The organism is Streptomyces sp. NPDC031132 (genome assembly GCF_055570595.1).
In genome coordinates this window covers 510,606-533,697 of record NZ_JBVIGX010000002.1, presented here as the reverse complement: position 1 = coordinate 533,697, position 23,092 = coordinate 510,606, and the positions used below count along the sequence as shown (strand labels likewise).

The window sequence follows — 23,092 nt, the reverse complement described above, 5'->3', positions numbered from 1 at the left end:
CACGCTCCACAACCTGGGCAACGTCACCCTGCGCCCCCGCGCCACCCTCTCCGCCTCCGGGGCCCTCGGCCGGCGCCTCCTCGGCCCCGAGCCGACCGGGCTGCCCGCCGAGCTGCTGCCCGGTCAGGAAGTCCGGCTGAACACCAGGTGGGAGCACCCGCCCGCCGTCGAATGGGCCGAGGTCACGGTGCGCGCCGAGGCCGCGGGAGCCGTCGCCCGGGCCGCCACGTCCTACTCCGCCCGGCCCCCGCTGACGGCCCTGCTCGCGGGCGCACTGGCCCTCGTCGCGGCAGCCTGGTCGGCGGTGGGACCCGCATCGGGGAGAATGGCCCGTATGAGCGATCGTTCCCCCGAGTCCACCAGCCCGCACCGTGCGGGCTTCGCCTGCTTCGTCGGCCGCCCCAACGCGGGGAAGTCGACCCTGACCAACGCACTCGTGGGCACCAAGGTCGCGATCACCTCCAACCGGCCGCAGACCACCCGCCACACCGTCCGCGGCATCGTGCACCGCCCCGACGCCCAGCTCGTGCTGGTCGACACGCCCGGTCTGCACAAGCCGCGCACGCTCCTCGGCGAGCGGCTGAACGACGTCGTACGGACCACCTGGGCCGAGGTCGACGTCATCGGCTTCTGCCTGCCGGCCGACCAGAAGCTCGGCCCCGGCGACAAGTTCATCGCGAAGGAGCTCGCGGGGATCAAGAAGACCCCCAAGATCGCCATCATCACGAAGACCGACCTCGTCGAGTCCAAGCAGCTGGCCGAGCAGCTCCTCGCCGTCCACCAGCTCGGCGCCGAGCTCGGTTTCGAATGGGCCGAGATCGTCCCCGTCTCGGCGGTCGGCGACACCCAGGTCCAGCTGCTGGCCGACCTGATCGCGCCGCTGCTGCCCGAGAGCCCGCCGCTGTACCCGGAGGGCGACCTCACCGACGAGCCCGAGATGGTGATGGTCGCGGAGCTGATCCGCGAGGCCGCGCTGGAGGGCGTACGGGACGAGCTCCCGCACTCCATCGCCGTGGTCGTCGAGGAGATGATCCCGCGGGAGAACCGCCCGGCGGACCGGCCGCTGCTGGACATCCACGCGAACGTCTACATCGAGCGGCCGAGCCAGAAGGGCATCATCATCGGCCCGAAGGGCTCCCGGCTGAAGGAGGTCGGGATGAAGTCGCGCAAGCACATCGAGGCGCTGCTCGGGACCCCGGTCTTCCTCGACCTGCACGTGAAGGTCGCGAAGGACTGGCAGCGCGACCCCAAGCAGCTGCGCAAGCTCGGCTTCTGATTCCTTCTTCAGGCGACGGACTCCGTCCGCGTCCCGGGCCCGGCACCCCGCGAGGGGGCCGGGCCGGACGAGCCCGCTACGCGGGCCGGCGCATCCGCACCACGTTGTCCGTACGGGTCCCGGGCGTGCCGTCGGGCATGTTCTGGATCCGTTCGGTCTCCTCGGCCCGCAGGACCTCCCAGCCCGCCGTGACCGGCTCCAGCTGCGCCACGACCTCCTGCGGCGTGGGGAAGTGGGCCTCCTCGCGGTCCTCCTGCCAGGGCGCCCAGCCCGCGTGGCCGACGACCAGCAGGGTGCCGCCGGGGGCCACGGCCGCGGCGGCGCTGCGCAGGACGCGGTCGCGGGGGAAGTCCCCGTAGTTGTGCAGGAAGCAGGCCGAGACGAGGTCGAACTCCCCCTCCGGGAAGGACTCGGTCAGATCGTGCCGCGCCCAGGTGGCCCGGTCCGCGACCCCGGCGTCCGCCGCGTGCTCGGCGGCCCGGCCGAGGGCGACCCCGGAGATGTCGGTCCCGGTGACGGTCCACCCGCGGCGGGCCAGCCAGACGGCGTCGGCGCCCTCCCCGCAGCCGAGGTCCAGGGCCCGCCCCGGGGCGAGGCCGGACACCTCGTGCACCAGCATGGCGTTGGCCTCGCCGCTCCAGATGCGGTCGCTCTCGCCGTAGCGGCCGTCCCAGAACTCCTCGCCCGCCGAGGCCCCGGATGCGGGGGAGTGGTGGGAGCGGGTGTGTGCGTGCGCGTGCTCGGTCATGGCTTCCTCTTCCGGTACGGGTGCCGATGCGACCGATGCTGCGCCCGCCCCGCCCGCCGGGCAAACCTTGTTGCCGATCCGGCAAAACGGGCGGGCGTCCGTGACGGCAAAGGGCTGCTTTCGGCCACCCCGTCCGAAGGGGGAGGCGCCCCGGCTCAGGCGCCTTCCTTCAGCAGCCGGGAGATCAGCGTCCGCTGCGCCTCCGAGAGGTTCGGCTCCTGGCAGGAGACCGTCCGTCCGTCGACGGTGATCCGGTACGAGAACCCGTCCCGGATCCGGTCCGACCCGGGCGCGGCCGGGACGGGCCGCAGCGCCAGCTGGGCCAGGGCCTGCCACTCGTCCTCGTCGGGCCGGCCCGAGGTGTCCACCTCGGCCCGGCGCTCGATGCCCGCGAAGCCGCCCGTCCGCACCACCAGAATCCGCATGCCCGCCTTTCTACCCCGGAAGGGCCGGCTACCCCAGCCCGACCGTCGACCACGCCTTCTGCAGCGCCTGGTGCTCCGCGCCGCCGTCCCCGTACCGGGCCACCGCGGCGGCCACGGACAGCCGGGCGAAGTCCTTGAAGTCCGCGTCCGAGGCCAGCTCGCCGCCGGTCAGCGTGTCGTACCAGATCCGCCCGGCCCGCTCCCACGCCTTGCCGCCGAGTTCGGTGGCCACGAGGTAGAACGCGTGGTTCGGGATTCCGGAGTTGATGTGCACCCCGCCGTTGTCCCGCGCGGTGTCCACGTAGTCGTCCATCGTCGCCGGCTGCGGGTCCTTGCCGAGCTCGTCGTCGTCGTACGCCGTGCCCGGCGCCTTCATCGAGCGCAGCGCGACCCCGCTGACGTTCGGGCCCAGCAGCCCGGCGCCGATCAGCCAGTCCGCGTCCCCGGCGGTCTGGTCGAGCGAGTACTGCTTGATCAGCGAGCCGAAGACGTCGGACATCGACTCGTTCAGCGCGCCCGACTGCCCGTGGTACTCCAGGTTCGCCGTGTACTGGGTGACCCCGTGCGTGAGCTCGTGGCCGATGACGTCCACCGACACGGTGAAGTCGAGGAAGAGGTCCCCGTCCCCGTCGCCGAAGACCATCTGCTGCCCGTCCCAGAAGGCGTTGTTGTAGTCCTCGCCGTAGTGGACGCTCGCATCCAGAGCCAGCCCGGAATCGTCGATCGAGTGCCGGCCGAAACCCTTCAGGAACAGCTCGTACGTGGCGCCGAGCCCCGCGTACGCGCGGTTGACGGTGGCGTCCTCGGACGCCGCCCCGCCCTCGCCGCGCACCTTCTTCCCGGGCAGCCGGGTGCGGTGCTGGGCGTCGTAGACCGTCCGGCGGGGCTCGTCGGAGACGGGCGTCCCCAGCGCGGGGGCGATCCCGCGGACGGTGGTGACCCGGCGGCGGGTGCGCAGGAGGGAGTCCTGCTCGAGGGTGCGCTGGGCGGCGTCGGCGCGCCGCGTGTCCTCGGACCGGGCGATCTTGTCGAGCAGGTGGGGCGGGACCACCGTGCAGAAGACGGGGTGGTGGTGAGCGTGGGAGGCATCCATCCCGGCAATGTGGCAGTGAGTCATGGCGGTGTCACTACCTGCAACCATGATTCATTCAGTTGTCTGAAAGCCGTCGCGCCGCGTTGACGGTTCGACCGGACCTGTAGCGGAGGAACGAGACTGACCTCACATTCGGTATAAATCGGACACCGGGGTCTTGCATACTGAAACAGGTCCTCGCGTTACGGGGCGGCTCGGTTAGGCTCGGCCCATCATGCGTTTCGGGCTGCTTCTCCTTAGCTGCCGCGGCGAGGGCCTGTAGTCGTAGGCCGACCCCCTCCCCGCGGAGTTTGGTGTTGCGGTTCTTACGACCGCCGTCGGCCGTCCCAGCGAACTACACGCGGACACGCGAGGAGCCCAACGCCATGAGCCAGCAGCCTTTTGTCGGTCGCCCCACGCCCATCACGAACGCGACCCACACCCAGAAGAACTCCGGGATGCCGATCCACAAGTACGGTCGGTACGAGCAGGTGGACATCCAGGACCGCACCTGGCCGGAAGCCCGCGTCACCAAGGCCCCCCGCTGGCTCTCCACCGACCTGCGCGACGGCAACCAGTCGCTGATCGACCCGATGACCCCCGCCCGCAAGCGCGAGATGTTCGACCTGCTGGTGCGCATGGGCTACAAGGAGATCGAGGTCGGCTTCCCGTCCTCCGGCGAGACCGACTTCGCCTTCGTACGCTCCATCATCGAAGAGGGCGCGATCCCGGACGACGTCACCATCTCCGTCCTGACCCAGGCCCGCGAGGACCTGATCGAGCGGACCGTCGAGTCGCTGATCGGCGCCAAGCGCGCCACCGTGCACCTGTACAACGCGACCGCCCCGACCTTCCGCCGGGTCGTCTTCCGCGGCTCCAAGCAGCAGATCAAGCAGATCGCCGTCGACGGCACCCGCCTGGTCATGGAGTACGCCGAGAAGCTGCTGGGCCCCGAGACCACCTTCGGCTACCAGTACAGCCCGGAGATCTTCACGGACACCGAGCTGGACTTCGCCCTGGAGGTCTGCGAGGCCGTCTGTGACGTGTGGCAGCCGTCCGAGAGCCGCGAGATCATCCTGAACCTGCCCGCCACCGTGGAGCGTTCGACGCCGTCCACGCACGCGGACCGCTTCGAGTGGATGGCCCGCAACCTGACCCGCCGCGAGCACATCTGCATCTCCGTGCACCCGCACAACGACCGCGGCACCGCCGTCGCCGCCGCCGAGCTGGCCCTGATGGCCGGCGCCGACCGCATCGAGGGCTGCCTGTTCGGGCAGGGCGAGCGCACCGGCAACGTCGACCTGATCACGCTGGGCATGAACCTGTTCTCGCAGGGCATCGACCCGCAGATCGACTTCTCGCAGATCGACGAGATCCGTCGCACCAGCGAGTACTGCAACCAGATGGAGGTCCACCCGCGCCACCCCTACGCGGGCGACCTGGTCTACACCGCCTTCTCCGGCTCCCACCAGGACGCCATCAAGAAGGGCTTCGACGCCATGGAGGCCGACGCGGCCGCCCAGGGCAAGACCGTCGACGACATCGAGTGGGCGGTCCCGTACCTGCCGATCGACCCGAAGGACGTCGGCCGCTCCTACGAGGCGGTCATCCGCGTCAACTCGCAGTCCGGTAAGGGCGGCATCGCGTACGTCCTGAAGAACGACCACAAGCTGGACCTGCCGCGCCGCATGCAGATCGAGTTCTCGCGGATCATCCAGGCCAAGACCGACGCCGAGGGCGGCGAGGTCACGCCGAAGGCGATCTGGGACGTCTTCTCCGACGAGTACCTGCCCAACCCCGAGAACCCGTGGGGCCGCATCCAGCTGCGCTCCGGCTCGACGGCCACCGACAAGGACGGTACGGACACGCTGACCGTCGAGGCGGTCGTGGACGGCGTGGAGGCGGTCCTGACCGGCACCGGCAACGGCCCGATCTCGGCCTTCTTCGACGCGCTGGCCGGCATCGGCGTCGACGCCCGCCTGCTGGACTACACCGAGCACACGATGAGCGAGGGCGCCTCCGCCGTGGCCGCCTCGTACATCGAGTGCGCGATCGACGGCCGCGTCCTGTGGGGCATCGGCATCGACGCCAACACCACCCGCGCCTCCCTGAAGGCGGTCATCTCCGCCGTCAACCGCGCGGGCCGCTGACCGTCCGTACGAGGACCCCGTCCCTCCCTGTGGAGGGGCGGGGTTCCGTCGTTCCCGGGATTCAGCGGGCCAGGTAGCCGCCGTCCACCGGCAGGATCGCGCCCGTCACGAACGAGGCCGCGTCGGAGGCCAGGAAGGCGATGACCCGGGCCACCTCCTCCGGCTCGCCGAGCCGGCCCATCGGATGCGCCGCGGAGACCTCGGCCAGGTATTCAGGGCCGCCCGGCTCGTCCTTCAGTGCCAGCACCCGCTCCGTTCGGATGGTGCCGGGGGCCACCGCGTTGACCCGGATCCCGTGCGCCGCCCACTCGACCGCCAGGTGCTTGGTCAGCCCCGACGCGACGAACTTCGCCGGTCCGTACGCCGCCTGCCGGGCCTGCCCCGCCACCCCCGACACCGAGGACACGCAGACCAGCGCCCCGCCCGGGTCCGGCTGCGCCAGCATCGCCTCGATCGCGTACTTGCAGGTCAGGAACATCCCCCGGCCGTCGATCGCCATGACCCGGTCCCAGTCGTCCGGGCCGGTCTCCCGTACATCCGAAAGAGGGAGCACTCCGGCGTTCGCCACGGCGACGTCGAGCCGCCCGTACGCCCCGAGCGCGGCCCCGACCATCGCGCGGTTGGCCTCCGGATCGGCGACGTCACCGGCCACGATCGTGATGTCGTACCCCTCGGCGGCCAGTTCCGTACGCAGGTCCTCGACGCCGGGGCCATTGATGTCAGCCGCGGTCACGAGGGCGCCGGAGCGGGCCAGCAGCCGGGCGGTGGCCCGGCCGATCCCGCTCGCCGCGCCCGTGACCAGACAGGATTTGTTGTTCACGCGGGTGAGCGTAGGGAAAACGCGGCGTCAGCGGGTGCGGCGGCATGGATGCAGACCGGCCAAGTGCGGGCGGCAGGGCATGTTGTCTTGTCACACGACTGACGCATCCTCACCGATGTGGCTAACATCACGCCAACCCGGCGAAGCTGCCTGGGGTTCCCGCCCGTGCCCGCAGGGCCACGGGGGAGTGACGGAGGTGCGACGTGCTGCCAGTTCGGGGTGGGGACGGCCGGAAGCTGACGGTCTGGGGCATCCGTACCACCTGGAGCACCGTGGGCGACGGGGAGTTCTTCTGCCCCGACTGCGGTGGCGACCGCAACTACCGCAGGCGCACCGGGCGCCGCCGGTTCACCGTCCTCGGCGTCCCGCTGCTGCCGCGCGGGGCGGCCGGGCCCGTCATCGAGTGCCAGGGCTGCCGCGAGCGCTTCGAGACCGAGGTCCTCGACCACCTGACCACCACCCGCTTCTCGGCGCTGCTGCGCGACGCCGTGCACACCGTGACGCTGGCGGTCCTCGCGGCGGGCGGAACCGCCTCGCGCGGGGCGCTGGAGGCCGCCGTGTCGGCCGTACGGGCGGCGGGCTTCCAGGACTGCACGGAGGAGCAGCTGGAGTCCCTGGTGGAGGCGCTCGCCACCGACGAGGGCCGGCTCGGGCTGTACGACGGCCCCGAATGCTGTGGGGCCGCGCTGGCGATAGAGCTCCACGAGGCGCTGGAACCGCTGGCTCCGCACCTGGCCGCGCCCGGGCGCGAATCGATCCTGCTGCAGGGCGCCCGGATCGCCCTCGCGGACGGCCCGTACACCCCGGCCGAGCGCGAGGTGCTCGCCACGGTGGGAGCCGCGCTGCGGATGGCGTCCGACGAGGTGACCCGGCTGCTGTCGGCGGTCCGGGCGCCGTAACCGCCGCGACCCTGACCGAAACGGCCTCGGTACGGCCTCGGTACGGCCTCGGTAAGGGCTCGGTACGCCTTCGCCGAGGTAACGATCCGGCCTCACGCGGCTGAATCCGTCCCCCTTCACGCGCCGCGTGGAGGGGGATTCGTGTGTTCCGGCCTCGGCCCGTCCACCCAGTGGACACCCGGACGGGCCTGTGACCTGCGCATTCGGTCTTCCTGGTCGTGCGCCGTTACGCCCTTGCGGAGACATCCGCCACTGGAGATACCTACAGATCTGACATGCCCAGGCGTCAACACTTTGTAGAAGTCCACGATATCTGTGAGTACCCCCACAGGCGTTCAATTCCGGTCACACGACGAGACGCCGCCAGTAACACAGCGGGGCTTCGATTCACGTGAACGCACTGACAACCCTGGCGAACCAACGGGATAGCGACCCACTTCGCCCAGGGATAACCAGATTCCTCTCGATTACCTACCTCTTGAAGGGCAAGGCAGAGATGGCACGTGTCGCCGCCCGGCTCACCGACAGTGGAGAGCCCAGCACGCACCCGGTCGACGAGGTGCTCCCCCTCCCCAAGCTCGCGCTGTACGGCTTCCAGCACGTACTCGCGTTCTACGCCGGTGCGGTGATCGTCCCGATCATCGTGGGCGGTGCCCTCGGCCTGACCACCGAGCAGCTGGTCTACCTGATCAACGCCGACCTGTTCACCTGCGGTATCGCCTCGATCCTCCAGGCGTGGGGCATCGGACGGATCGGTGCGCGCCTGCCCCTGATCCAGGGCGTCACCTTCACCGCGGTCTCCCCGATGATCGCCATCGGGCTCGGAGCCGGCGGCGGAACGGCGGGTCTGCTCGTCATCTACGGCGCGGTCATCACGGCCGGCATCGCCACCTTCGCCTTCGCCTGGCTGCCCCCCAAGGCCTTCCGTACGATCATGAGGCTCTTCCCGCCGGTCGTGACCGGCACGGTGATCACCGTCCTCGGCATCGTGCTGATCCCCGTCGGCCTCAACGACGCCGCGGGCGGCCTCGGCAGCCCCGACTTCGGCGACCCCAAGCACTTCGCGTACGCCGGCGGCACGATGCTCTTCATCCTCGTCCTGATGAAGCTCGGCAAGCCCTTCGTCTCCAGCATCTCCATCCTGCTCGGCCTCGTCGGCGGCACCGTCGTCGCCTTCCTGCTGGGCGACGCCAAGTTCGGCGACGTGGGCAACTCGGACTGGATCGGCATCACCACCCCGTTCCACTACGGAGCACCGAAGTTCGCCTGGTTCCCGATCCTGCTGATGCTCATCGTCATGCTGATCACCATGGTCGAGACCACCGGTGACACGTACGCCGTCGGCGACATCGTCGGCAAGGAGATCGACAGCGAGACCGTGGCCCGCGCGCTGCGCGCCGACGGCGCCGCGACCGCGCTCGGCGGCATCCTCAACTCCTTCCCGTACGTGGCCTTCGCCGAGAACGTCGGCCTGGTCCGCATGACCAAGGTCAAGAGCCGGTTCGTCGTGGTCGCCGCGGGCGTCTTCATGATCGTGCTCGGGCTGATCCCGAAGGCCGCCGCGGTCGTCGCCGCGGTCCCGCACGGAGTGCTCGGCGGCGCGGCGACGGTGATGTTCGCGATGGTGGCCCTGGCGGGCATCCAGACCCTGGCCAAGGTCGACCTCAAGGAGGAGAAGAACGCGCTGGTCGTGGGTGTCTCCCTGGCCTTCGCGCTGCTCCCGGCCACCGTCCCGGTGCTCTTCAAGGACCACATGGACGCGGACCTCTCCTCGCTCCTCAACAGCGGTGTGACGCTCGGTGCCACGGCCGCGATCGTGCTCAACCTGATCTTCAACGGGCTGGGCAAGGACGATGCGCACGGCGCCGTGGCGGCGGTGCCCGCCCAGGCGGCGGGCCCGGCCGACACCGCGACGGCCGCCGCGGACGCAGCGGACGAAAGCCCCGAGACCCCCGAGGCCGCCCAGGCCGCCGAGGCTCCTGAGGCTGCCGAGGCGAAGGCGGCGGGCGAGGCCGAGACGGTGGCCGAGGCCACGGTCGGCGCCGCCGTGACCGCAGTCGCCGTTGCTGCTCCGAAGGCGGAGGCGGACGAGAAGGCCCCGCCCGCCTCCTGACCCTCCCAAGGGGTGACGGCCCTCCGTCCGGACCCGTGTCCGGGCGGAGGGCCGTCGCCGTGCCCGCACAGGCGACAATGGGCGCATGAGTCTGTTCCGCGACGACGGCATCGTGCTGCGCACCCAGAAGCTGGGTGAGGCGGACCGCATCATCACGCTGCTCACCCGCGGCCACGGACGGGTGCGCGCCGTCGCCCGCGGGGTGCGCCGGACGAAGTCCAAGTTCGGCGCCGGGCTGGAACCTTTCTCCCACGCCGACGTGCAGTTCTTCGCCCGGGGCAGCGAACTGATCGGCCGCAGCCTCCCGCTGTGCACCCAGACCGAGATCATCGCCCCGTACGGCAACGGCATCGTCACCGACTACGCCCGCTACACCGCCGGCACCGCGATGCTGGAGACCGCCGAGCGGTTCACCGAGAACGAGGGCGAGCCCGCCGTACAGCAGTACCTGCTGCTGATCGGCGCCCTGCGCACGCTCTCGCGCGGGGAGCACGAGCCGAACCTCATCCTCGACGCCTTCCTGCTGCGCTCGCTCGCCGTCAACGGCTACGCGCCCAGCTTCACGGACTGCGCGAAGTGCGGGATCCACGGCCCCAACCGGCACTTCTCCGTCGCCGCGGGCGGGGTCGTCTGCGGCGACTGCCGGATGGCCGGCAGCGTCGTACCCTCGTCTGAGGCCATCGCCCTGCTCAGCGCGCTGCTGACGGGCGACTGGGGGCATGCGGACGCCTGCGAGGCGCGGTACGTGCGGGAGGGCAGCGGGCTCGTCTCCGCCTATTTGCACTGGCATCTGGAGCGCGGGCTACGCTCCCTGCGATACGTCGAGAAATAGGAGCTGGACACATGGCACGACGCGGGATTCTGGGACGCTCTCGCCGGGAGTACAAGGTTCCCGAGCCGCACCCGTCCGGTGAGCGCCCGCCGAAGATCCCCGGCGAGCTCGTCCCGAACCACGTCGCCGTGGTCATGGACGGCAACGGCCGCTGGGCCAAGGAGCGCGGCCTGCCGCGCACCGAGGGCCACAAGGTCGGCGAGGGCGTCGTCCTCGACGTGCTCAAGGGCTGCCTGGAGATGGGCGTCAAGAACCTCTCCCTGTACGCCTTCTCGACGGAGAACTGGAAGCGCTCGCCCGACGAGGTCCGCTTCCTGATGAACTTCAACCGCGACGTCATCCGGCGCCGCCGCGACGAGATGAACGAGCTGGGCATCCGGATCCGCTGGGTCGGCCGCATGCCGAAGATGTGGAAGTCGGTCGTCCAAGAGCTCCAGGTCGCCCAGGAGCAGACCGTCGACAACGACGCGATGACCTTGTACTTCTGCGTGAACTACGGCGGCCGTGCGGAGATCGCGGACGCGGCGCAGGCGATCGCGCGCGACGTGGCCGCGGGCCGGCTGGACCCGTCGAAGGTCAACGAGAAGACCTTCGCGAAGTACATGTACTACCCGGACATGCCGGACGTGGACCTGTTCCTGCGGCCGAGCGGCGAGCAGCGCACCTCCAACTACCTGCTCTGGCAGAGCGCGTACGCCGAGATGGTCTTCCAGGACGTGCTGTGGCCGGACTTCGACCGCCGCAACCTCTGGCAGGCCTGCTACGAGTACGCCCAGCGCGACCGCCGCTTCGGCGGCGCCGTCCCGAACCAGGCGGAGCCGACCCCCTCGGCGTGACCCCGTCGGGCCGAGCCGGTGCGCGCGACCGGCTCGGCCGGGCAGGCGGTAGGGTCCGCTGTCATGGACATTGCGGAACAGCGGGACGCGCGGCAGGACGGCGAAGGCGGGGCGGACGGCCCGGCGGTCGAGCTCGTCTACCAGACCACCGAGGCGGACCTTGCCGGGGCGCTGCGCGTGCGAGACGGCCGCACCGCGGCGGCGCGCCGCAAGAAATGGCTGTTCCGCTGCGTCGGGACCCTGTCCCTGATCGGTGGCGTCCTCCTGCTGACGGGGGACGAACCCGATGTCTCCAGGGCCGTGGGCTTCCTGGTCGGCGGCGTGCTCCTGTGGGCCATCGGGCTCTTCGTCCCGCGTCTGCAGGCCCGGGCCTTCCGCGGGCTGCTGGCGAAAGCGGGAGAGACCCGGGCCGTCATCGACGGCACCGGGGTCCGGTTGACGGCGGCCGCCTGCGACACCCGCATCGGCTGGGCCGCGCAGCCCACGTACGCGGAGACGGACGAGCTGTTCGTGATGCTCAGCGACGACAAGGGAGCCGTGGCGATGACGGTCCTGCCCAAGCGCGGAGCCCAGGGCCCGGCGGAGGTCGACCGGCTGCGCGCGATCCTGGACGCGAACCTGCGCCGGCTCTAGGCGGAGGCCGCGCAGTCGGCGCAGGTGCCGAAGATCTCCACCGTGTGGGCGACGTTCACGTAGCCGTGCTCCGCCGCGATCGACTCCGCCCACTTCTCCACCGCCGGGCCCTCCACCTCGACCGCCTTGCCGCACTTGCGGCAGACCAGGTGGTGGTGGTGGTCCCCGGTGGAACAGCGCCGGTAGACCGACTCGCCGTCGCTGGTGCGCAGCACGTCGACCTCGCCGGCGTCGACGAGCGACTGGAGGGTGCGGTACACGGTCGTCAGGCCCACGGAGTCACCGCGGTGCTTGAGCATGTCGTGCAGCTCCTGGGCGCTGCGGAACTCGTCCACCTCGTCCAGCGCCGCCGCCACGGCTGCCCGCTGCCGGGTGGATCGTCCTCGTACTGGCGCGGTATTCATCTCGCCAGGCGCAGTCGCCACCGGTTCCTCCTCGTATCGGCCTCGGCCCATTGTGCCAGGCGGCCGACTCTCAGGGGTCCCGGGCGGATCGTGGCCGGGCCCGGCCCGCCGGGACCCCCTAGGGGGCGTCTTGCCGATCAGGCCGGGCTCGCGGCGTCCGGCACGCGCGCTCGCCGCGTTCTCGTCACTCGCCGACGTCCCCCAGCTACCGCTGGGAGGTGCCCCCACCGCGTCGACTCCCTCCTCGGCCTTGCGATCGCACGCACCGGACGCCGCTCCCTGATCCGGCCTGATCGGCAAGACACCCCCTAGACCTTCACATCATCGCGCGTGCAGACCTCTTCGGCGGCGCGGGCGGCATTCGCCCGGCGGCGGGCCAGCGGGGTGGACACTGCGGTCATCACCATGAAGACGCCGATGGCGAGCAGCACGATGGTGCCGCCGGAGGGGGCGTCGATGTAGTACGTCAAGGTCGTGCCCGAGAGCGAGACCAGCACGCCGATCACCATCGCCACCGACAGGGTGGCGGTGAACCCCCGGGTGACGCGCTGCGCCGCCGCGACCGGGATCACCATCATGGCGCTGACCAGCAGCAGGCCGACGATCCGCATGGCCACGGTCACGGTGACGGCGGCGGTGACCGCGATCAGCAGGTTCAGGAAGCGCACCGGCAGGCCGGTGACCCGGGCGAACTCCTCGTCCTGGCAGACCGCGAACAGCTGGCGGCGCAGGCCGAGGGTGACGGCGATCACGAACGCCGCGAGGATCACGACCGCGGTGACGTCCTCGGCGGAAACCGTGGTGATCGAGCCGAAGAGGTAGCTGGTCAGATTGGCTGTCGAGCCGCCCGGAGCCAGGTTGATGATCATCACGCCGCCGGCCAGGCCGCCGTAGAACAGCATGGCGAGCGCAATGTCGCCGCTGGTCTTGCCGCGGGAGCGGATCAGCTCCATGCCGACCGCGCCGATGACCGCGACCAGGGTCGCCATCCACACCGGACTCGCGTTGAACAGGAAGCCGAGCGCGACACCGGTCATGGCCACGTGCCCGATGCCGTCGCCCATGACGGCCTGGCGGCGCTGCACGAGGTACGTGCCGATCGCGGGGGCGGTGACGCCGACCAGGACGGCCGCGAGCAGGGCCCGCTGCATGAAGGCGTAGGTGAGGAGGTCCATCAGCTCAGCAGTCCCGTCCGAAGCGGCTCGGCGTCGTGCGCCGCGTGGGGGTGTACGTGGTCGTGGCCGGGCAGGGCGTGCTGGCCCACGGCCTCCGGGGGCGCGCCGTCGTGGACGACGCAGCCGTCGCGCAGGACGACGGCGCGGTCGATCAGCGGCTCCAGCGGGCCCAGCTCGTGCAGGACGAGCAGGACGGTGGAGCCGGCGGCGACCTGCTCGCGCAGGGCGTTCGCGAGGACCTCCTGGTTGGCGAGGTCCACGCCGGCCATCGGCTCGTCCATGATCAGCAGTTCGGGTTCCACGGCGAGCGCCCGCGCGATGAGCACGCGCTGGTGCTGCCCGCCGGAGAGGGCGTTGACGGAGGCGTCGGCGTACTGGCTCATGTCGAGCAGGGCCAGGGCCCGCTCGACGGCCGCCTTGTCGGCTTTACGGAGGATGCCGAAGCGGGAGCGGGCGAGCCGGCCGGAGGAGACGACCTCGCGGACGGTGGCCGGCACGCCGCTGGCGGCGGTGGTGCGCTGCGGGACGTACCCGATGCGCGACCAGGCGCGGAAGCGCTTGAAGTCGGTGCCGAACAGCGCCAGTTCGCCGTCGGACAGCGGGACCTGGCCGACGACGGCGCGCACGGCCGTGGACTTGCCGGAGCCGTTGGCGCCGAGCAGGGCGACGACCTCGCCGCGCCGGACGGTGAGGTCGACCCCGCGCAGCACGGGGCGCGAGCCGAGCGAGGCGGTGGCCCCGCGCAGGGATATGACGGGCTGGTCGGTCGCCTCGGTGGGCCGGGACTCCATGGCACGCGCCTCCGTTACTGCCATTACTTGCTACCGAGCGCCTTCTGCAGGTTCTTCAGGTTGGACCGCATGACCTCGAAGTAGTCAGCGCCCTGGGACTTGTCGGTGATTCCCTCGAGCGGGTCGAGGACGTCGGTCTTCAGGCCGGTGTCGGCGGCGAGCGTCTTGGCCGTCTTGTCGCTGGCCAGGGTCTCGAAGAACACGGTCGAGACATTGTCCTTCTTCGCGACGGCCTGGAGTTCCTTCATCCGGGCCGGGCTCGGCTCGGACTCGGGGTCGACGCCGGAGATGCCCTCCTGGTCGAGGCCGTAGCGCTCGGCGAGGTAGCCGAAGGCGGAGTGCGTGGTGATGAAGGTCTTGGACGCGGTGTTCTCCAGGCCGCCCTTGAACTCCGCATCGAGCGCGGTCAGCTTGCCGACCAGCTCGTCGGTGTTCTTCCGGTAGTCGGCCGCGTGGTCGGGGTCGGCCTTCTCGAGGGCCGCGCCGACGCCCTTGGCGACCTCGGCGTACTTCACCGGGTCGAGCCAGATGTGGGGGTCCTCGCCGGCCTCGCCGTGGCTGTGGTCGTGGCCCTCCTCGCCCTCGTGGGCGTGGTCGTGGCCGGAGGAGCCGTGGACCTCGAGCTTCGTGAGGGCGGCGGCGTCGACGACGTGCTTCACGCCGGACTGGGCGACGGCCTTGTCGACGGCGGGCTGCAGACCCTTGAGGTAGAGGACCACGTCGGACTCGCCGAGCTGCCCGGTCTGCTTCGGGGTGATCTCCAGGTCGTGCGGCTCGACGCCCGGCTTGGTCAGGGCGGCGGCCTTCACGTGGTCCTTGCCGATCTGTTCGGCCAGGAACTGCATCGGGTAGAACGACGACATGACGTGCAGCTTGCCGTCCTTGCCGCCGCCGGCGGCCGAGGCTCCGGAGCAGGCGGTGAGGGCCGTGGCGCCGAGGGCGACGGCTCCGGCGAGGGCGGCTGCGGGTATGAGGCGTCGTACGTTCATGACATCCATTTTCATCAAAGATGGAAACGATTGTCAAAAACCCAGGTGAGGAGCCCGGGGACCGCACCGTGAACGGGGAACCGATTTGAAAGGGGGGGTGCGGGCGCCGGTAACCTAAAGCCTTCGCCGTTCGTCCTCGTAATGAAGAGAGCACCGTGGCCGCCGACAAGATCGAAACCATCGTCAGCCTGAGCAAGCGCCGTGGCTTCGTTTTCCCGTGCAGTGAGATCTACGGCGGCACCAAGGCCGCCTGGGACTACGGCCCGCTCGGTGTCGAGCTCAAGGAGAACATCAAGCGCCAGTGGTGGAAGGCGATGGTCACCGGGCGTGAGGACATCGTCGGCATCGACTCGTCCGTGATCCTGGCCCCCGAGGTCTGGGTGGCCTCCGGCCACGTCGCGACCTTCTCGGACCCGCTGACCGAGTGCACCTCCTGCCACAAGCGCCACCGCGCCGACCACCTGGAAGAGGCGTACGAGGCCAAGCACGGCCGTCTGCCCGCCAATGGTCTCGCCGACATCAACTGCCCCAACTGCGGTGTGAAGGGCCAGTTCACCGAGCCGAAGCAGTTCTCCGGCATGCTGGAGACCCACCTCGGCCCGACCCAGGACACCGGCTCGAAGGCGTACCTGCGCCCCGAGACCGCCCAGGGCATCTTCACCAACTTCGCCGTCGTCCAGACCACGTCGCGCAAGAAGCCCCCGTTCGGCATCGCCCAGATGGGCAAGTCCTTCCGCAACGAGATCACCCCCGGCAACTTCATCTTCCGCACCCGCGAGTTCGAGCAGATGGAGATGGAGTTCTTCGTCAAGCCGGGCGAGGACGAGCAGTGGCAGGAGTACTGGATGCAGGAGCGGTGGAACTGGTACCGCGACCTCGGCATCCGCGAGGAGAACATCCGCTGGTACGACCACCCGAAGGAGAAGCTGTCCCACTACTCGAAGCGCACCGCCGACATCGAGTACCGCTTCAACTTCGGTGGCAGTGAGTTCTCCGAGCTCGAAGGCGTGGCCAACCGCACCGACTTCGACCTCAAGGCCCACTCCGCCGCCTCCGGCCAGGACCTGGTCTACTTCGACCAGGAGACCAAGGAGAAGTACACCCCGTACGTCATCGAGCCGGCGGCCGGTGTCAACCGCGCCATGCTCGCCTTCATGCTCGACGCGTACAACGAGGACGAGGCCCCCAACGCCAAGGGCGTCATGGAGAAGCGCACCGTGATGCGCCTCGACCCGCGCCTGGCCCCGATCAAGGTCGCCGTCCTGCCGCTGTCCCGCAACGCGGAGCTGTCACCGAAGGCCAAGGGCCTCGCCGCCGACCTGCGCAAGTTCTGGAACATCGAGTTCGACGACGCGGGTGCCATCGGCCGCCGCTACCGCCGCCAGGACGAGATCGGTACCCCGTTCTGCGTGACCGTCGACTTCGACACCCTCGACGACAACGCGGTGACCGTGCGCGAGCGCGACACGATGAAGCAGGAGCGCGTCTCCCTGGACCAGATCCAGAGCTACCTGGGCAGCCGTCTGCTCGGCTGCTAGGTCACGCCCTGGCCGGGCTGAAACGGCCGGGCTGAAACGGCCGGGCTGAAACGGCCGGTGGCCCGGTACGCATCACGCGTACCGGGCCACCGTCGTTTCCTCCGCCTCCGCTCAGGCGGTCTGGGGCTGGGCCTGGGCCGCGGCCTGGGCCGCGGCCTGGGCCTCGGCCGCGGCGGCGCGCCGCTCGCCCTCGGCCTTCGAACGCTTGGCGTAGAACGCGGTCCACGCGGCCAGCGTGCCGAGCACCGCGTAGATCATGATCGGGCTGATGACCACCATCGTGTCGGTGGGCAGCGCGTACGCCAGGGCGATCCGCACCCCGGCCTCGGCGAAGTAGGTCACGCCCCACACCGTGGTCATGACGGTCATCGTCCGGCGGAAGCCCTCGTACTGCCACAGGCCGTTCCACCAGGCGGTGCTCTCGGGCGTGCCGTCGGTGGCGAACTTCCGGCTGAAGTAGAACATCAGCGGACGCGGGGCGAGCAGGGTCGCCAGGCAGAGCGCCCCGAACAGCCCGGTCACCCCGGAGTCCTTGATCAGCAGGGCCCGGGCGGAGTGGGCGCCGATCAGCGAGACGACGGCAGTGATCGCCACGAACACGAGGGCGATGATGGCGAACTCGTCGACCTTGCGGCGCCAGGCCACGACGATGGCGGTGTCGAGCACGGACCAGGCGCCGCTGACCATCAGCGCGGAGAACTCGCTCCAGCCGTGGTCGTGCAGCTGGTTGTACGTGATGATCGGCGCGACCACGTTGAGGCCGATGGTCAGAATCCAGCCGATCGCGGCGGCGCCGCCGGAGCGGGCCGGAGGCGCGGGCTGGGCTGCCTGAGTTGGTTGAGCGGACAAGGTTCCCCCTGGATCGTGCCTGATGAAGTGCGGTAGGGGGACCGTATGGAATTTGACGGGGGACAGACAAGCTGGACGCGCCCAAAATGATCATCAAGCTGTCCGGAGCGGCTGGTTCCGGGCGTTGTGTTGTGGGTGTTGCCGGCCCGGTCAGGCGCGTAGGCCCCGGATCACGAGGGCGGTGACGGCCTCGAACTCCGTGATGATCGTGGGCGAGAGCCAGTCGGCCGCGTACTGCGGATCGTGGAAGCGGCCGGTGGCGTCGAAGACCGCCCGGGCGGCGGCCGGCACGTCGGGCGCACTGAGTGAGCCTGCCTCGACACCCTCGGAGATGATCCGGCCCAACTGGTCGATCAGCTGGCTCAGGTGGTGGTCCACCACATCGCTGTTCTCGGCGAGCAGCACCGTGTACGTCGCGAACAGTTCCGGGTCGTCACCGGCTTTGTGCCGCTTGGCCTCGAACAGCGCCTCCAGCCAAGCCTCCAACTTGGAGGGCGCGGCCGCGCCGGGGGTGGAGGCGATCTCGTCCAGGCGGACGACGCTCTTGGCGAGCCAGCGGTCGGTGACGGCCTCGCGCAGCGCCGCCTTCGACGGGAAGTGCCGGTACACGCTGCCGTGGCTGACGCCCAGGGCGCGGGCCACGTCCACCACGGTCGCCTTGGTGGGGCCGTAGCGGCGCAGCACCTCCTCGGTGGTCTCGAGGATGCGCTCGGGTGTCAGGGGCTCGGCAGCAGCGGGGGGCATGACTACGACCGTACCGCCCGCTCAGTGCTCGCTGTCGAGGTGGGCCATCTGCGCTGCCGGGTACCGCTCGCCGGCCGCGGCTCCCGCCGGGACCGCCTCCTCGACGGCCGCCAGGTCCTCAGGGGTCAGCTCCACGTCCATGGCACCCAGTGCCTCGGACAGCCGGTCCCGGCGGCGGGCGCCCACCAGCGGCACGATGTCCTCGCCACGCGAGAGCACCCAGGCGATGGCGGTCTGGGCGACGCTGACCCCCTTGCCCTCCGCGACCTTGCGCAGGGCGTCGACCAGGTCGAGGTTGCGCTGGAGGTTCTCGCCCTGGAAACGGGGGCTCATCCCGCGGAAGTCGCCCGGCGCCAGCTCCCGGTCGCGGCTGAAGTGCCCGCTGATCAGGCCGCGGCTCAGCACCCCGTACGCCGTGACGCCGATGCCCAGCTCGCGGGCGGTCGGCAGGATCTCCTCCTCGATGCCGCGGGAGATGAGCGAGTACTCGATCTGGAGGTCCGTGATCGGGGCCACGGCCGCGGCTCTGCGCAGCGTGTCCGCCCCGACCTCGGAGAGGCCGATGTGCCGCACGTGCCCGGCCTCGACGGCCTCGGCGATGGCGCCGACGGTCTCCTCGATGGGGACGGCCGGGTCGACACGGGCGATCCGGTAGATGTCGATGTGGTCCCGGCCGAGGCGCTGGAGCGAGTACGCCAGGAAGTTCTTGACGGCCTCCGGCCGGCCGTCGTAGCCGGTGAAGCCGCCTTCGACGGTGCGCAGGGCGCCGAACTTCACGCTCACCAGCGCCTGCTCGCGCGCCGCGGCGGGCGCGGTACGCAGCGCCTCGCCGATGACCATCTCGTTGTGCCCCATGCCGTAGAAGTCGCCGGTGTCGAGCAGCGCGCCAGCGCTGTCGGGGACGGCGTCCAGGTAGGCGTGGATGGTCGCAATCGACTCGGTGCGGTCGGCCTCCCCGTACAGGGCGGACATGCCCATGCAGCCCAGCCCCAGCGGAAAGACGGAGGGGCCGGTCGAGCCGAGGGTGCGGGTGTTCTCGTTCTCGGTCATGGAACAACCATGGCATGACGGGTGACAGATTTCAATATCTGTCACCCGTCAGGGTGGCTACGCAGCCACCCGCAGGGCGAGCGCCGCTGCCGCGACCAGGGCGAGGACGGCCGCCGGGGCCAGTTCGAAGTCCTTCACGCGCAGGTGGCTAATGACCGCGCCGATGAAGTAGAGGGTCACGCCGACGGCGGCGGCCACGCCCAGTGGGGTCACCCACAGGCCTGCGACCAGGCCTGTCGCGCCGGCCGCCTTCAGGGTGGCCAGCCGGGGCAGCCAGGCGTCGGGGACCTGGACCTTCTGCATGCTCGCCACGATCGCGTCGTTGCGCCGGAGCGTGAGGGTGGCGGACGCGACCAGGACGAGGGCGAGCAGACCGGCGACGACGGCGTACGCGATGAACATGAGGCACTCCAACGATCGGGGATGACTAATCATTGAATAGCATCAACGATCGTATCCATGCAACCATTCCTCGGTTGTTACGATGTCTGATATGACGGCAGCTCAGGAGTCTCCGCACCCACCGCAGCGGCTGGGCCTGCTGCTGGCCTGGCACGGCTCGATCACCGAGACCCGCATGAAGAAGGCGCTCAGCGCGGCCGGGCTCACCCCGCGGCACGCGATGACGCTGATGCGCCTGGAGGGCGGCCCCGTCGGCCAGCGGGCACTCGCCGAGCAGCTCGAGGTGGACCCGAGCGTGCTGGTCGGCATCCTCAACGACCTGGAGGGCGACGGCCTCGCCCTGCGCCGCCGGGACCCGGCCGACCGCCGCCGCCACAACGTGGCCATCACCGAGGCCGGATCGGCCGCCCTCGCCAAGACGAACGCGGCCCTCGACGAGGTCGAACTCTCCATGTTCGCCGCGCTCTCGCAGCAGGACCAGGACGCACTGCGCGGCCTGCTGGCCCGGATCGACTCGAACGCCGACGACTTCAACTGCGGCGAGTAGGCGCGCCGGGCACCCCCGAGGCAGCCCGCCCGGGCGTCAGCCGCGCGGCGGAGCTCCGGCCGCGTGCGAGGACGCCGCGGTCGTCTGCTCCAGCCTGTGGGCGGTCCGCGCCGCCGTCCCCATGGCCCAGCGGCCACTGGTCGCGGCTCCCACGACGAGTGCGAGCAGCCCGCAGCCCGTGATGATCCACCAGGCGGGCCGGGTCGCCTCGATGAAATCGGCGCCGCCCGCCGTCCCGGCCGCCAGGACCGCGCCGATCACGGCCACGCCCAGCGTGCCGCCGGTCTGCCTGCTGGTGGAGGCGACCGCGGCCGCGACCCCCGCCTGGGCCCGGGGCATCCCGGAGACCGCCGTGTTGGTGATGGGCGCGTTCACCATGCCGAAGCCCAGCCCGAACAGCACGTACGCGGTGAACAGCAGCGGCGTCGAGGTCTCCGCCGAGAAGGCGGCGAACAGCACCCCGCTCGCCGCCATCGCCGTCCCCGCGATCAGCAGCGACGGCCGCGGCCCCCGATTGCCGACCAGACGGCCCGACAGCGGGGCGCAGAGGAACGTCAGCAGGGCCATCGGCAGCATGTAGAGCCCGGCGTCGAGCGCGCTGAGCCCCCGTACGTCCTGCAGGTACAGGGTGTTCAGGAACAGGAACCCGGACAGCGCGGCAAAGGCGCTGATCGCTATCACCGTCGCACCGCTGAACGGAGCGCTCCGGAAGAACCGCGGGTCGATCAGCGGCTCCGCCCGCCGGGGCTCGTAGAAGAGCAGCCCCGCCAGCGAGGCCACGGCGAGGGCCGTGCAGCCGAGGATGACCGGCGAGCTCCAGCCGGCGGTCGGCGCCTCGATGATCCCGTACGTCATGGACCCCAGGAGGGCCATGACCAGCAGCTGGCCCACCGGGTCCGGGCGGCGCGGGTGTGCGGCCCGCGACTCCGGGACGAACCGCAGGGTCAGCGCGAAGGCCAGCAGCCCGACGGGGAGGTTGATCCAGAAGATGGAGCGCCAGCCGACCGATTCCACGAGCAGCCCGCCGATCAGCGGGCCCACGGCCATGGAGATGCCGACCACCGCGCCCCAGACGCCGATGGCGCGGGCCCGCTCGCGGGGCTCCGTGAAGGTGTTGGTGATGATCGACATGGCGACCGGGTTGAGCATCGAGCCGCCCACCGCCTGGACCATCCGGAAGGCGATCAGCCACTCCAGGGTCGGTGCCATCGAGCAGAGCAGCGAACCCGTCGTGAAAAGGACGAGGCCCGCGGCGAAGACCTTGCGGCGCCCGATCCGGTCGGCAGTGGAGCCCGCCAGCATCAGCAGCGAGGCCAGGACCAGCGTGTACGCGTCGATCGTCCACTGCATGCCGGCGACGGAGGCGTCCAGCTCACGGCGCATCGAGGGCAGGGCGACGTTGAGGACGGTGACGTCGAGGCTGACGATGAGCAGGCTCATGCAGCAGATCGCCAGGATCAGCATCCTGCGGCGGCGGCTCGACTCCGGCATGCTTACGATAGTACGCCTAACTAAAGAAATGTGTGCTGCGGTTCGCCTGGGCGACAATGGGGGGATGACCACGCTCCCTCCGCCGCTCGCGATCGGCCCGCACACCGTGCAGCCCCCTGTGGTGCTCGCCCCCATGGCCGGCATCACCAATGCCCCGTTCCGTACCCTCTGCCGCGAGTTCAGCGGCGGCAAGGGGCTGTTCGTGAGCGAGATGATCACGACCCGCGCCCTGGTCGAGCGCAACGAGAAGACCATGCAGCTGATCCACTTCGACGAGACCGAGAAGCCTCGCTCGATCCAGCTGTACGGAGTCGACCCGACGACGGTCGGCAAGGCGGTCCGCATGATCGTCGAAGAGGACCGGGCCGACCACATCGACCTGAACTTCGGCTGCCCGGTCCCCAAGGTGACCCGCAAGGGCGGCGGCTCCGCGCTCCCGTACAAGCGGAACCTGCTGCGCGCGATCCTGCGCGAGGCCGTCGCGGGCGCCGGCGACCTGCCGGTCACCATGAAGATGCGCAAGGGCATCAACGACGACCACCTCACCTACCTGGACGCCGGCCGGATCGCCGTCGAGGAGGGCGTCACCGCCATCGCCCTGCACGGGCGCACCACCGCCCAGCACTACGGCGGCACCGCCGACTGGGACGCCATTGCGCGGCTCAAGGAGCACGTGCCGGAGATCCCCGTGCTCGGCAACGGCGACATCTGGTGCGCCGAGGACGCGCTGCGCATGGTCCGCGAGACCGGCTGCGACGGCGTGGTCGTCGGGCGGGGCTGCCTGGGCCGCCCGTGGCTGTTCAACGACCTGGTCGCGGCCTTCGAGGGGCGCCCCGAGGACTTCCACAAGCCCACGCTGCGCGAGGTCGCGGCCACCATGCACCGGCACGCCGAACTGCTGGGGCAGTGGATCGGAGACGAGGCGCGCGGGGTGATCGACTTCCGTAAGCACGTGGCCTGGTACTTGAAGGGCTTCTCGGTGGGTTCCGAGATGCGGAAGAAGCTGGCGATCACCTCGTCGCTGGCCGAGCTCGATGCTCATCTGAGCGAGCTCGACCTGGACCAGCCGTGGCCCGACAGCGCGGACGGCCCGCGCGGCAGGACGTCCGGAAACAACCGGGTTGTCCTGCCGGACGGCTGGCTGAAGGATCCGTACGACTGTGCCGGGGTGAGCGAGGACGCCGAACTGGACACGTCCGGAGGCTGAGAAACAGCTGACAAATTATGCCGTCGGCGGCGTGACATACGCCACGCATGGGTGGGGTTGCGCTCACATGAGCGCAAAAATCACGGGTAAGACTTCCAAAG

The 23,092-nt window shown here is 70.4% G+C and carries 23 protein-coding genes; 10 read left to right on the top strand and 13 right to left on the bottom strand.

All coding sequences use genetic code 11. From position 1 onward, the window contains the following. The first annotated feature begins 325 nt into the window (after positions 1 to 325). The gene (era, locus tag ACZ49B_RS05480; protein WP_327285641.1) at positions 326 to 1,276 is read left to right on the top strand and encodes a GTPase Era; all 951 of its coding nucleotides are present in this window, start codon (positions 326 to 328) and stop codon (positions 1,274 to 1,276) included. A 76-nt stretch (positions 1,277 to 1,352) separates the two neighbouring features. Here era and ACZ49B_RS05475 read toward each other — a convergent pair whose 3' ends face one another. The 3 genes from ACZ49B_RS05475 to ACZ49B_RS05465 form a co-directional block, all read right to left on the bottom strand. Then, positions 1,353 to 2,024, bottom strand: a complete 672-nt coding sequence (locus tag ACZ49B_RS05475; protein ID WP_468300665.1) for a class I SAM-dependent methyltransferase — start codon at positions 2,022 to 2,024, stop codon at positions 1,353 to 1,355. A 155-nt stretch (positions 2,025 to 2,179) separates the two neighbouring features. Next, complete coding sequence (locus tag ACZ49B_RS05470) at positions 2,180 to 2,449, bottom strand: protealysin inhibitor emfourin (RefSeq protein ID WP_365952069.1); 270 nt, start codon at positions 2,447 to 2,449, stop codon at positions 2,180 to 2,182. Positions 2,450 to 2,477: 28 nt separating this feature from the next. Beyond that, positions 2,478 to 3,542, bottom strand: a complete 1,065-nt coding sequence (locus ACZ49B_RS05465) for a M4 family metallopeptidase (protein WP_468300662.1) — start codon at positions 3,540 to 3,542, stop codon at positions 2,478 to 2,480. A gap of 365 nt (positions 3,543 to 3,907) precedes the next feature. On the opposite strand from ACZ49B_RS05465, the gene leuA reads away from it, so the two are divergent. After that, complete coding sequence (gene leuA, locus ACZ49B_RS05460; RefSeq protein WP_468300660.1) at positions 3,908 to 5,671, top strand: 2-isopropylmalate synthase; 1,764 nt, start codon at positions 3,908 to 3,910, stop codon at positions 5,669 to 5,671. A 61-nt stretch (positions 5,672 to 5,732) separates the two neighbouring features. Here the strand turns inward: leuA and ACZ49B_RS05455 are convergent, their stop codons facing one another. Next, positions 5,733 to 6,491: an SDR family NAD(P)-dependent oxidoreductase gene (locus ACZ49B_RS05455; RefSeq protein WP_468300658.1), complete on the bottom strand. Its 759-nt coding sequence runs from the start codon at positions 6,489 to 6,491 to the stop codon at positions 5,733 to 5,735. 203 nt (positions 6,492 to 6,694) lie between these two features. Here ACZ49B_RS05455 and ACZ49B_RS05450 point away from each other — a divergent pair, with 203 nt between their 5' ends. From ACZ49B_RS05450 to ACZ49B_RS05430, 5 genes are all read left to right on the top strand, one after another. After that, positions 6,695 to 7,390, top strand: a complete 696-nt coding sequence (locus ACZ49B_RS05450) for a TerB family tellurite resistance protein (protein WP_266667189.1) — start codon at positions 6,695 to 6,697, stop codon at positions 7,388 to 7,390. A 496-nt stretch (positions 7,391 to 7,886) separates the two neighbouring features. After that, positions 7,887 to 9,503: a nucleobase:cation symporter-2 family protein gene (locus tag ACZ49B_RS05445; protein WP_468300656.1), complete on the top strand. Its 1,617-nt coding sequence runs from the start codon at positions 7,887 to 7,889 to the stop codon at positions 9,501 to 9,503. 85 nt (positions 9,504 to 9,588) lie between these two features. Then, positions 9,589 to 10,335: a DNA repair protein RecO gene (recO, locus tag ACZ49B_RS05440; RefSeq protein ID WP_468300654.1), complete on the top strand. Its 747-nt coding sequence runs from the start codon at positions 9,589 to 9,591 to the stop codon at positions 10,333 to 10,335. Between the two features lie 11 nt (positions 10,336 to 10,346). Continuing rightward, complete coding sequence (locus ACZ49B_RS05435) at positions 10,347 to 11,171, top strand: isoprenyl transferase (protein ID WP_468300652.1); 825 nt, start codon at positions 10,347 to 10,349, stop codon at positions 11,169 to 11,171. Positions 11,172 to 11,234: 63 nt separating this feature from the next. After that, positions 11,235 to 11,804, top strand: a complete 570-nt coding sequence (locus ACZ49B_RS05430) for a hypothetical protein (protein WP_468300650.1) — start codon at positions 11,235 to 11,237, stop codon at positions 11,802 to 11,804. Here ACZ49B_RS05430 and ACZ49B_RS05425 read toward each other — a convergent pair. The 4 genes from ACZ49B_RS05425 to ACZ49B_RS05410 form a co-directional block, all read right to left on the bottom strand. Next, on the bottom strand, positions 11,801 to 12,229 hold the full coding sequence (locus tag ACZ49B_RS05425) for a Fur family transcriptional regulator (RefSeq protein WP_468300648.1): 429 nt from the start codon (positions 12,227 to 12,229) through the stop codon (positions 11,801 to 11,803). The genes ACZ49B_RS05430 and ACZ49B_RS05425 overlap by 4 nt on opposite strands. 287 nt (positions 12,230 to 12,516) lie before the next feature. Next, entirely contained in the window at positions 12,517 to 13,383 is an 867-nt protein-coding gene (locus ACZ49B_RS05420) for a metal ABC transporter permease (protein ID WP_468300646.1), read from the bottom strand. After that, positions 13,383 to 14,174 (bottom strand): metal ABC transporter ATP-binding protein, encoded by a 792-nt coding sequence (locus tag ACZ49B_RS05415; RefSeq protein WP_468300644.1) that lies wholly within the window; start codon positions 14,172 to 14,174, stop codon positions 13,383 to 13,385. Before ACZ49B_RS05415 ends, ACZ49B_RS05420 begins: the two co-directional genes overlap by 1 nt. A gap of 23 nt (positions 14,175 to 14,197) precedes the next feature. Further along, entirely contained in the window at positions 14,198 to 15,163 is a 966-nt protein-coding gene (locus ACZ49B_RS05410; RefSeq protein ID WP_468300642.1) for a metal ABC transporter substrate-binding protein, read from the bottom strand. Between the two features lie 155 nt (positions 15,164 to 15,318). On the opposite strand from ACZ49B_RS05410, the gene ACZ49B_RS05405 reads away from it, so the two are divergent. Next, entirely contained in the window at positions 15,319 to 16,701 is a 1,383-nt protein-coding gene (locus tag ACZ49B_RS05405) for a glycine--tRNA ligase (RefSeq protein ID WP_468300640.1), read from the top strand. 111 nt (positions 16,702 to 16,812) lie between these two features. Here the strand turns inward: ACZ49B_RS05405 and ACZ49B_RS05400 are convergent, their stop codons facing one another. The 4 genes from ACZ49B_RS05400 to ACZ49B_RS05385 form a co-directional block, all read right to left on the bottom strand. Then, a complete protein-coding gene (locus tag ACZ49B_RS05400; protein ID WP_468300638.1) occupies positions 16,813 to 17,550 on the bottom strand; it encodes a VC0807 family protein in 738 nt (245 codons plus the stop codon). A 150-nt stretch (positions 17,551 to 17,700) separates the two neighbouring features. Next, the gene (locus ACZ49B_RS05395; RefSeq protein ID WP_468300637.1) at positions 17,701 to 18,294 is read right to left on the bottom strand and encodes a TetR/AcrR family transcriptional regulator; all 594 of its coding nucleotides are present in this window, start codon (positions 18,292 to 18,294) and stop codon (positions 17,701 to 17,703) included. 21 nt (positions 18,295 to 18,315) lie between these two features. Beyond that, a complete protein-coding gene (locus ACZ49B_RS05390; protein ID WP_468300635.1) occupies positions 18,316 to 19,344 on the bottom strand; it encodes an aldo/keto reductase in 1,029 nt (342 codons plus the stop codon). 57 nt (positions 19,345 to 19,401) lie between these two features. Next, the gene (locus ACZ49B_RS05385) at positions 19,402 to 19,746 is read right to left on the bottom strand and encodes a DoxX family protein (protein ID WP_468300633.1); all 345 of its coding nucleotides are present in this window, start codon (positions 19,744 to 19,746) and stop codon (positions 19,402 to 19,404) included. A gap of 91 nt (positions 19,747 to 19,837) precedes the next feature. On the opposite strand from ACZ49B_RS05385, the gene ACZ49B_RS05380 reads away from it, so the two are divergent. After that, positions 19,838 to 20,293, top strand: a complete 456-nt coding sequence (locus ACZ49B_RS05380; protein ID WP_468300631.1) for a MarR family winged helix-turn-helix transcriptional regulator — start codon at positions 19,838 to 19,840, stop codon at positions 20,291 to 20,293. A 36-nt stretch (positions 20,294 to 20,329) separates the two neighbouring features. Here the strand turns inward: ACZ49B_RS05380 and ACZ49B_RS05375 are convergent, their stop codons facing one another. Next, positions 20,330 to 21,784, bottom strand: a complete 1,455-nt coding sequence (locus tag ACZ49B_RS05375; RefSeq protein WP_468300629.1) for an MFS transporter — start codon at positions 21,782 to 21,784, stop codon at positions 20,330 to 20,332. 64 nt (positions 21,785 to 21,848) lie between these two features. Here ACZ49B_RS05375 and dusB point away from each other — a divergent pair, with 64 nt between their 5' ends. Then, a complete protein-coding gene (dusB, locus tag ACZ49B_RS05370; RefSeq protein ID WP_468300627.1) occupies positions 21,849 to 22,991 on the top strand; it encodes a tRNA dihydrouridine synthase DusB in 1,143 nt (380 codons plus the stop codon). Positions 22,992 to 23,092 lie beyond the last annotated feature (101 nt).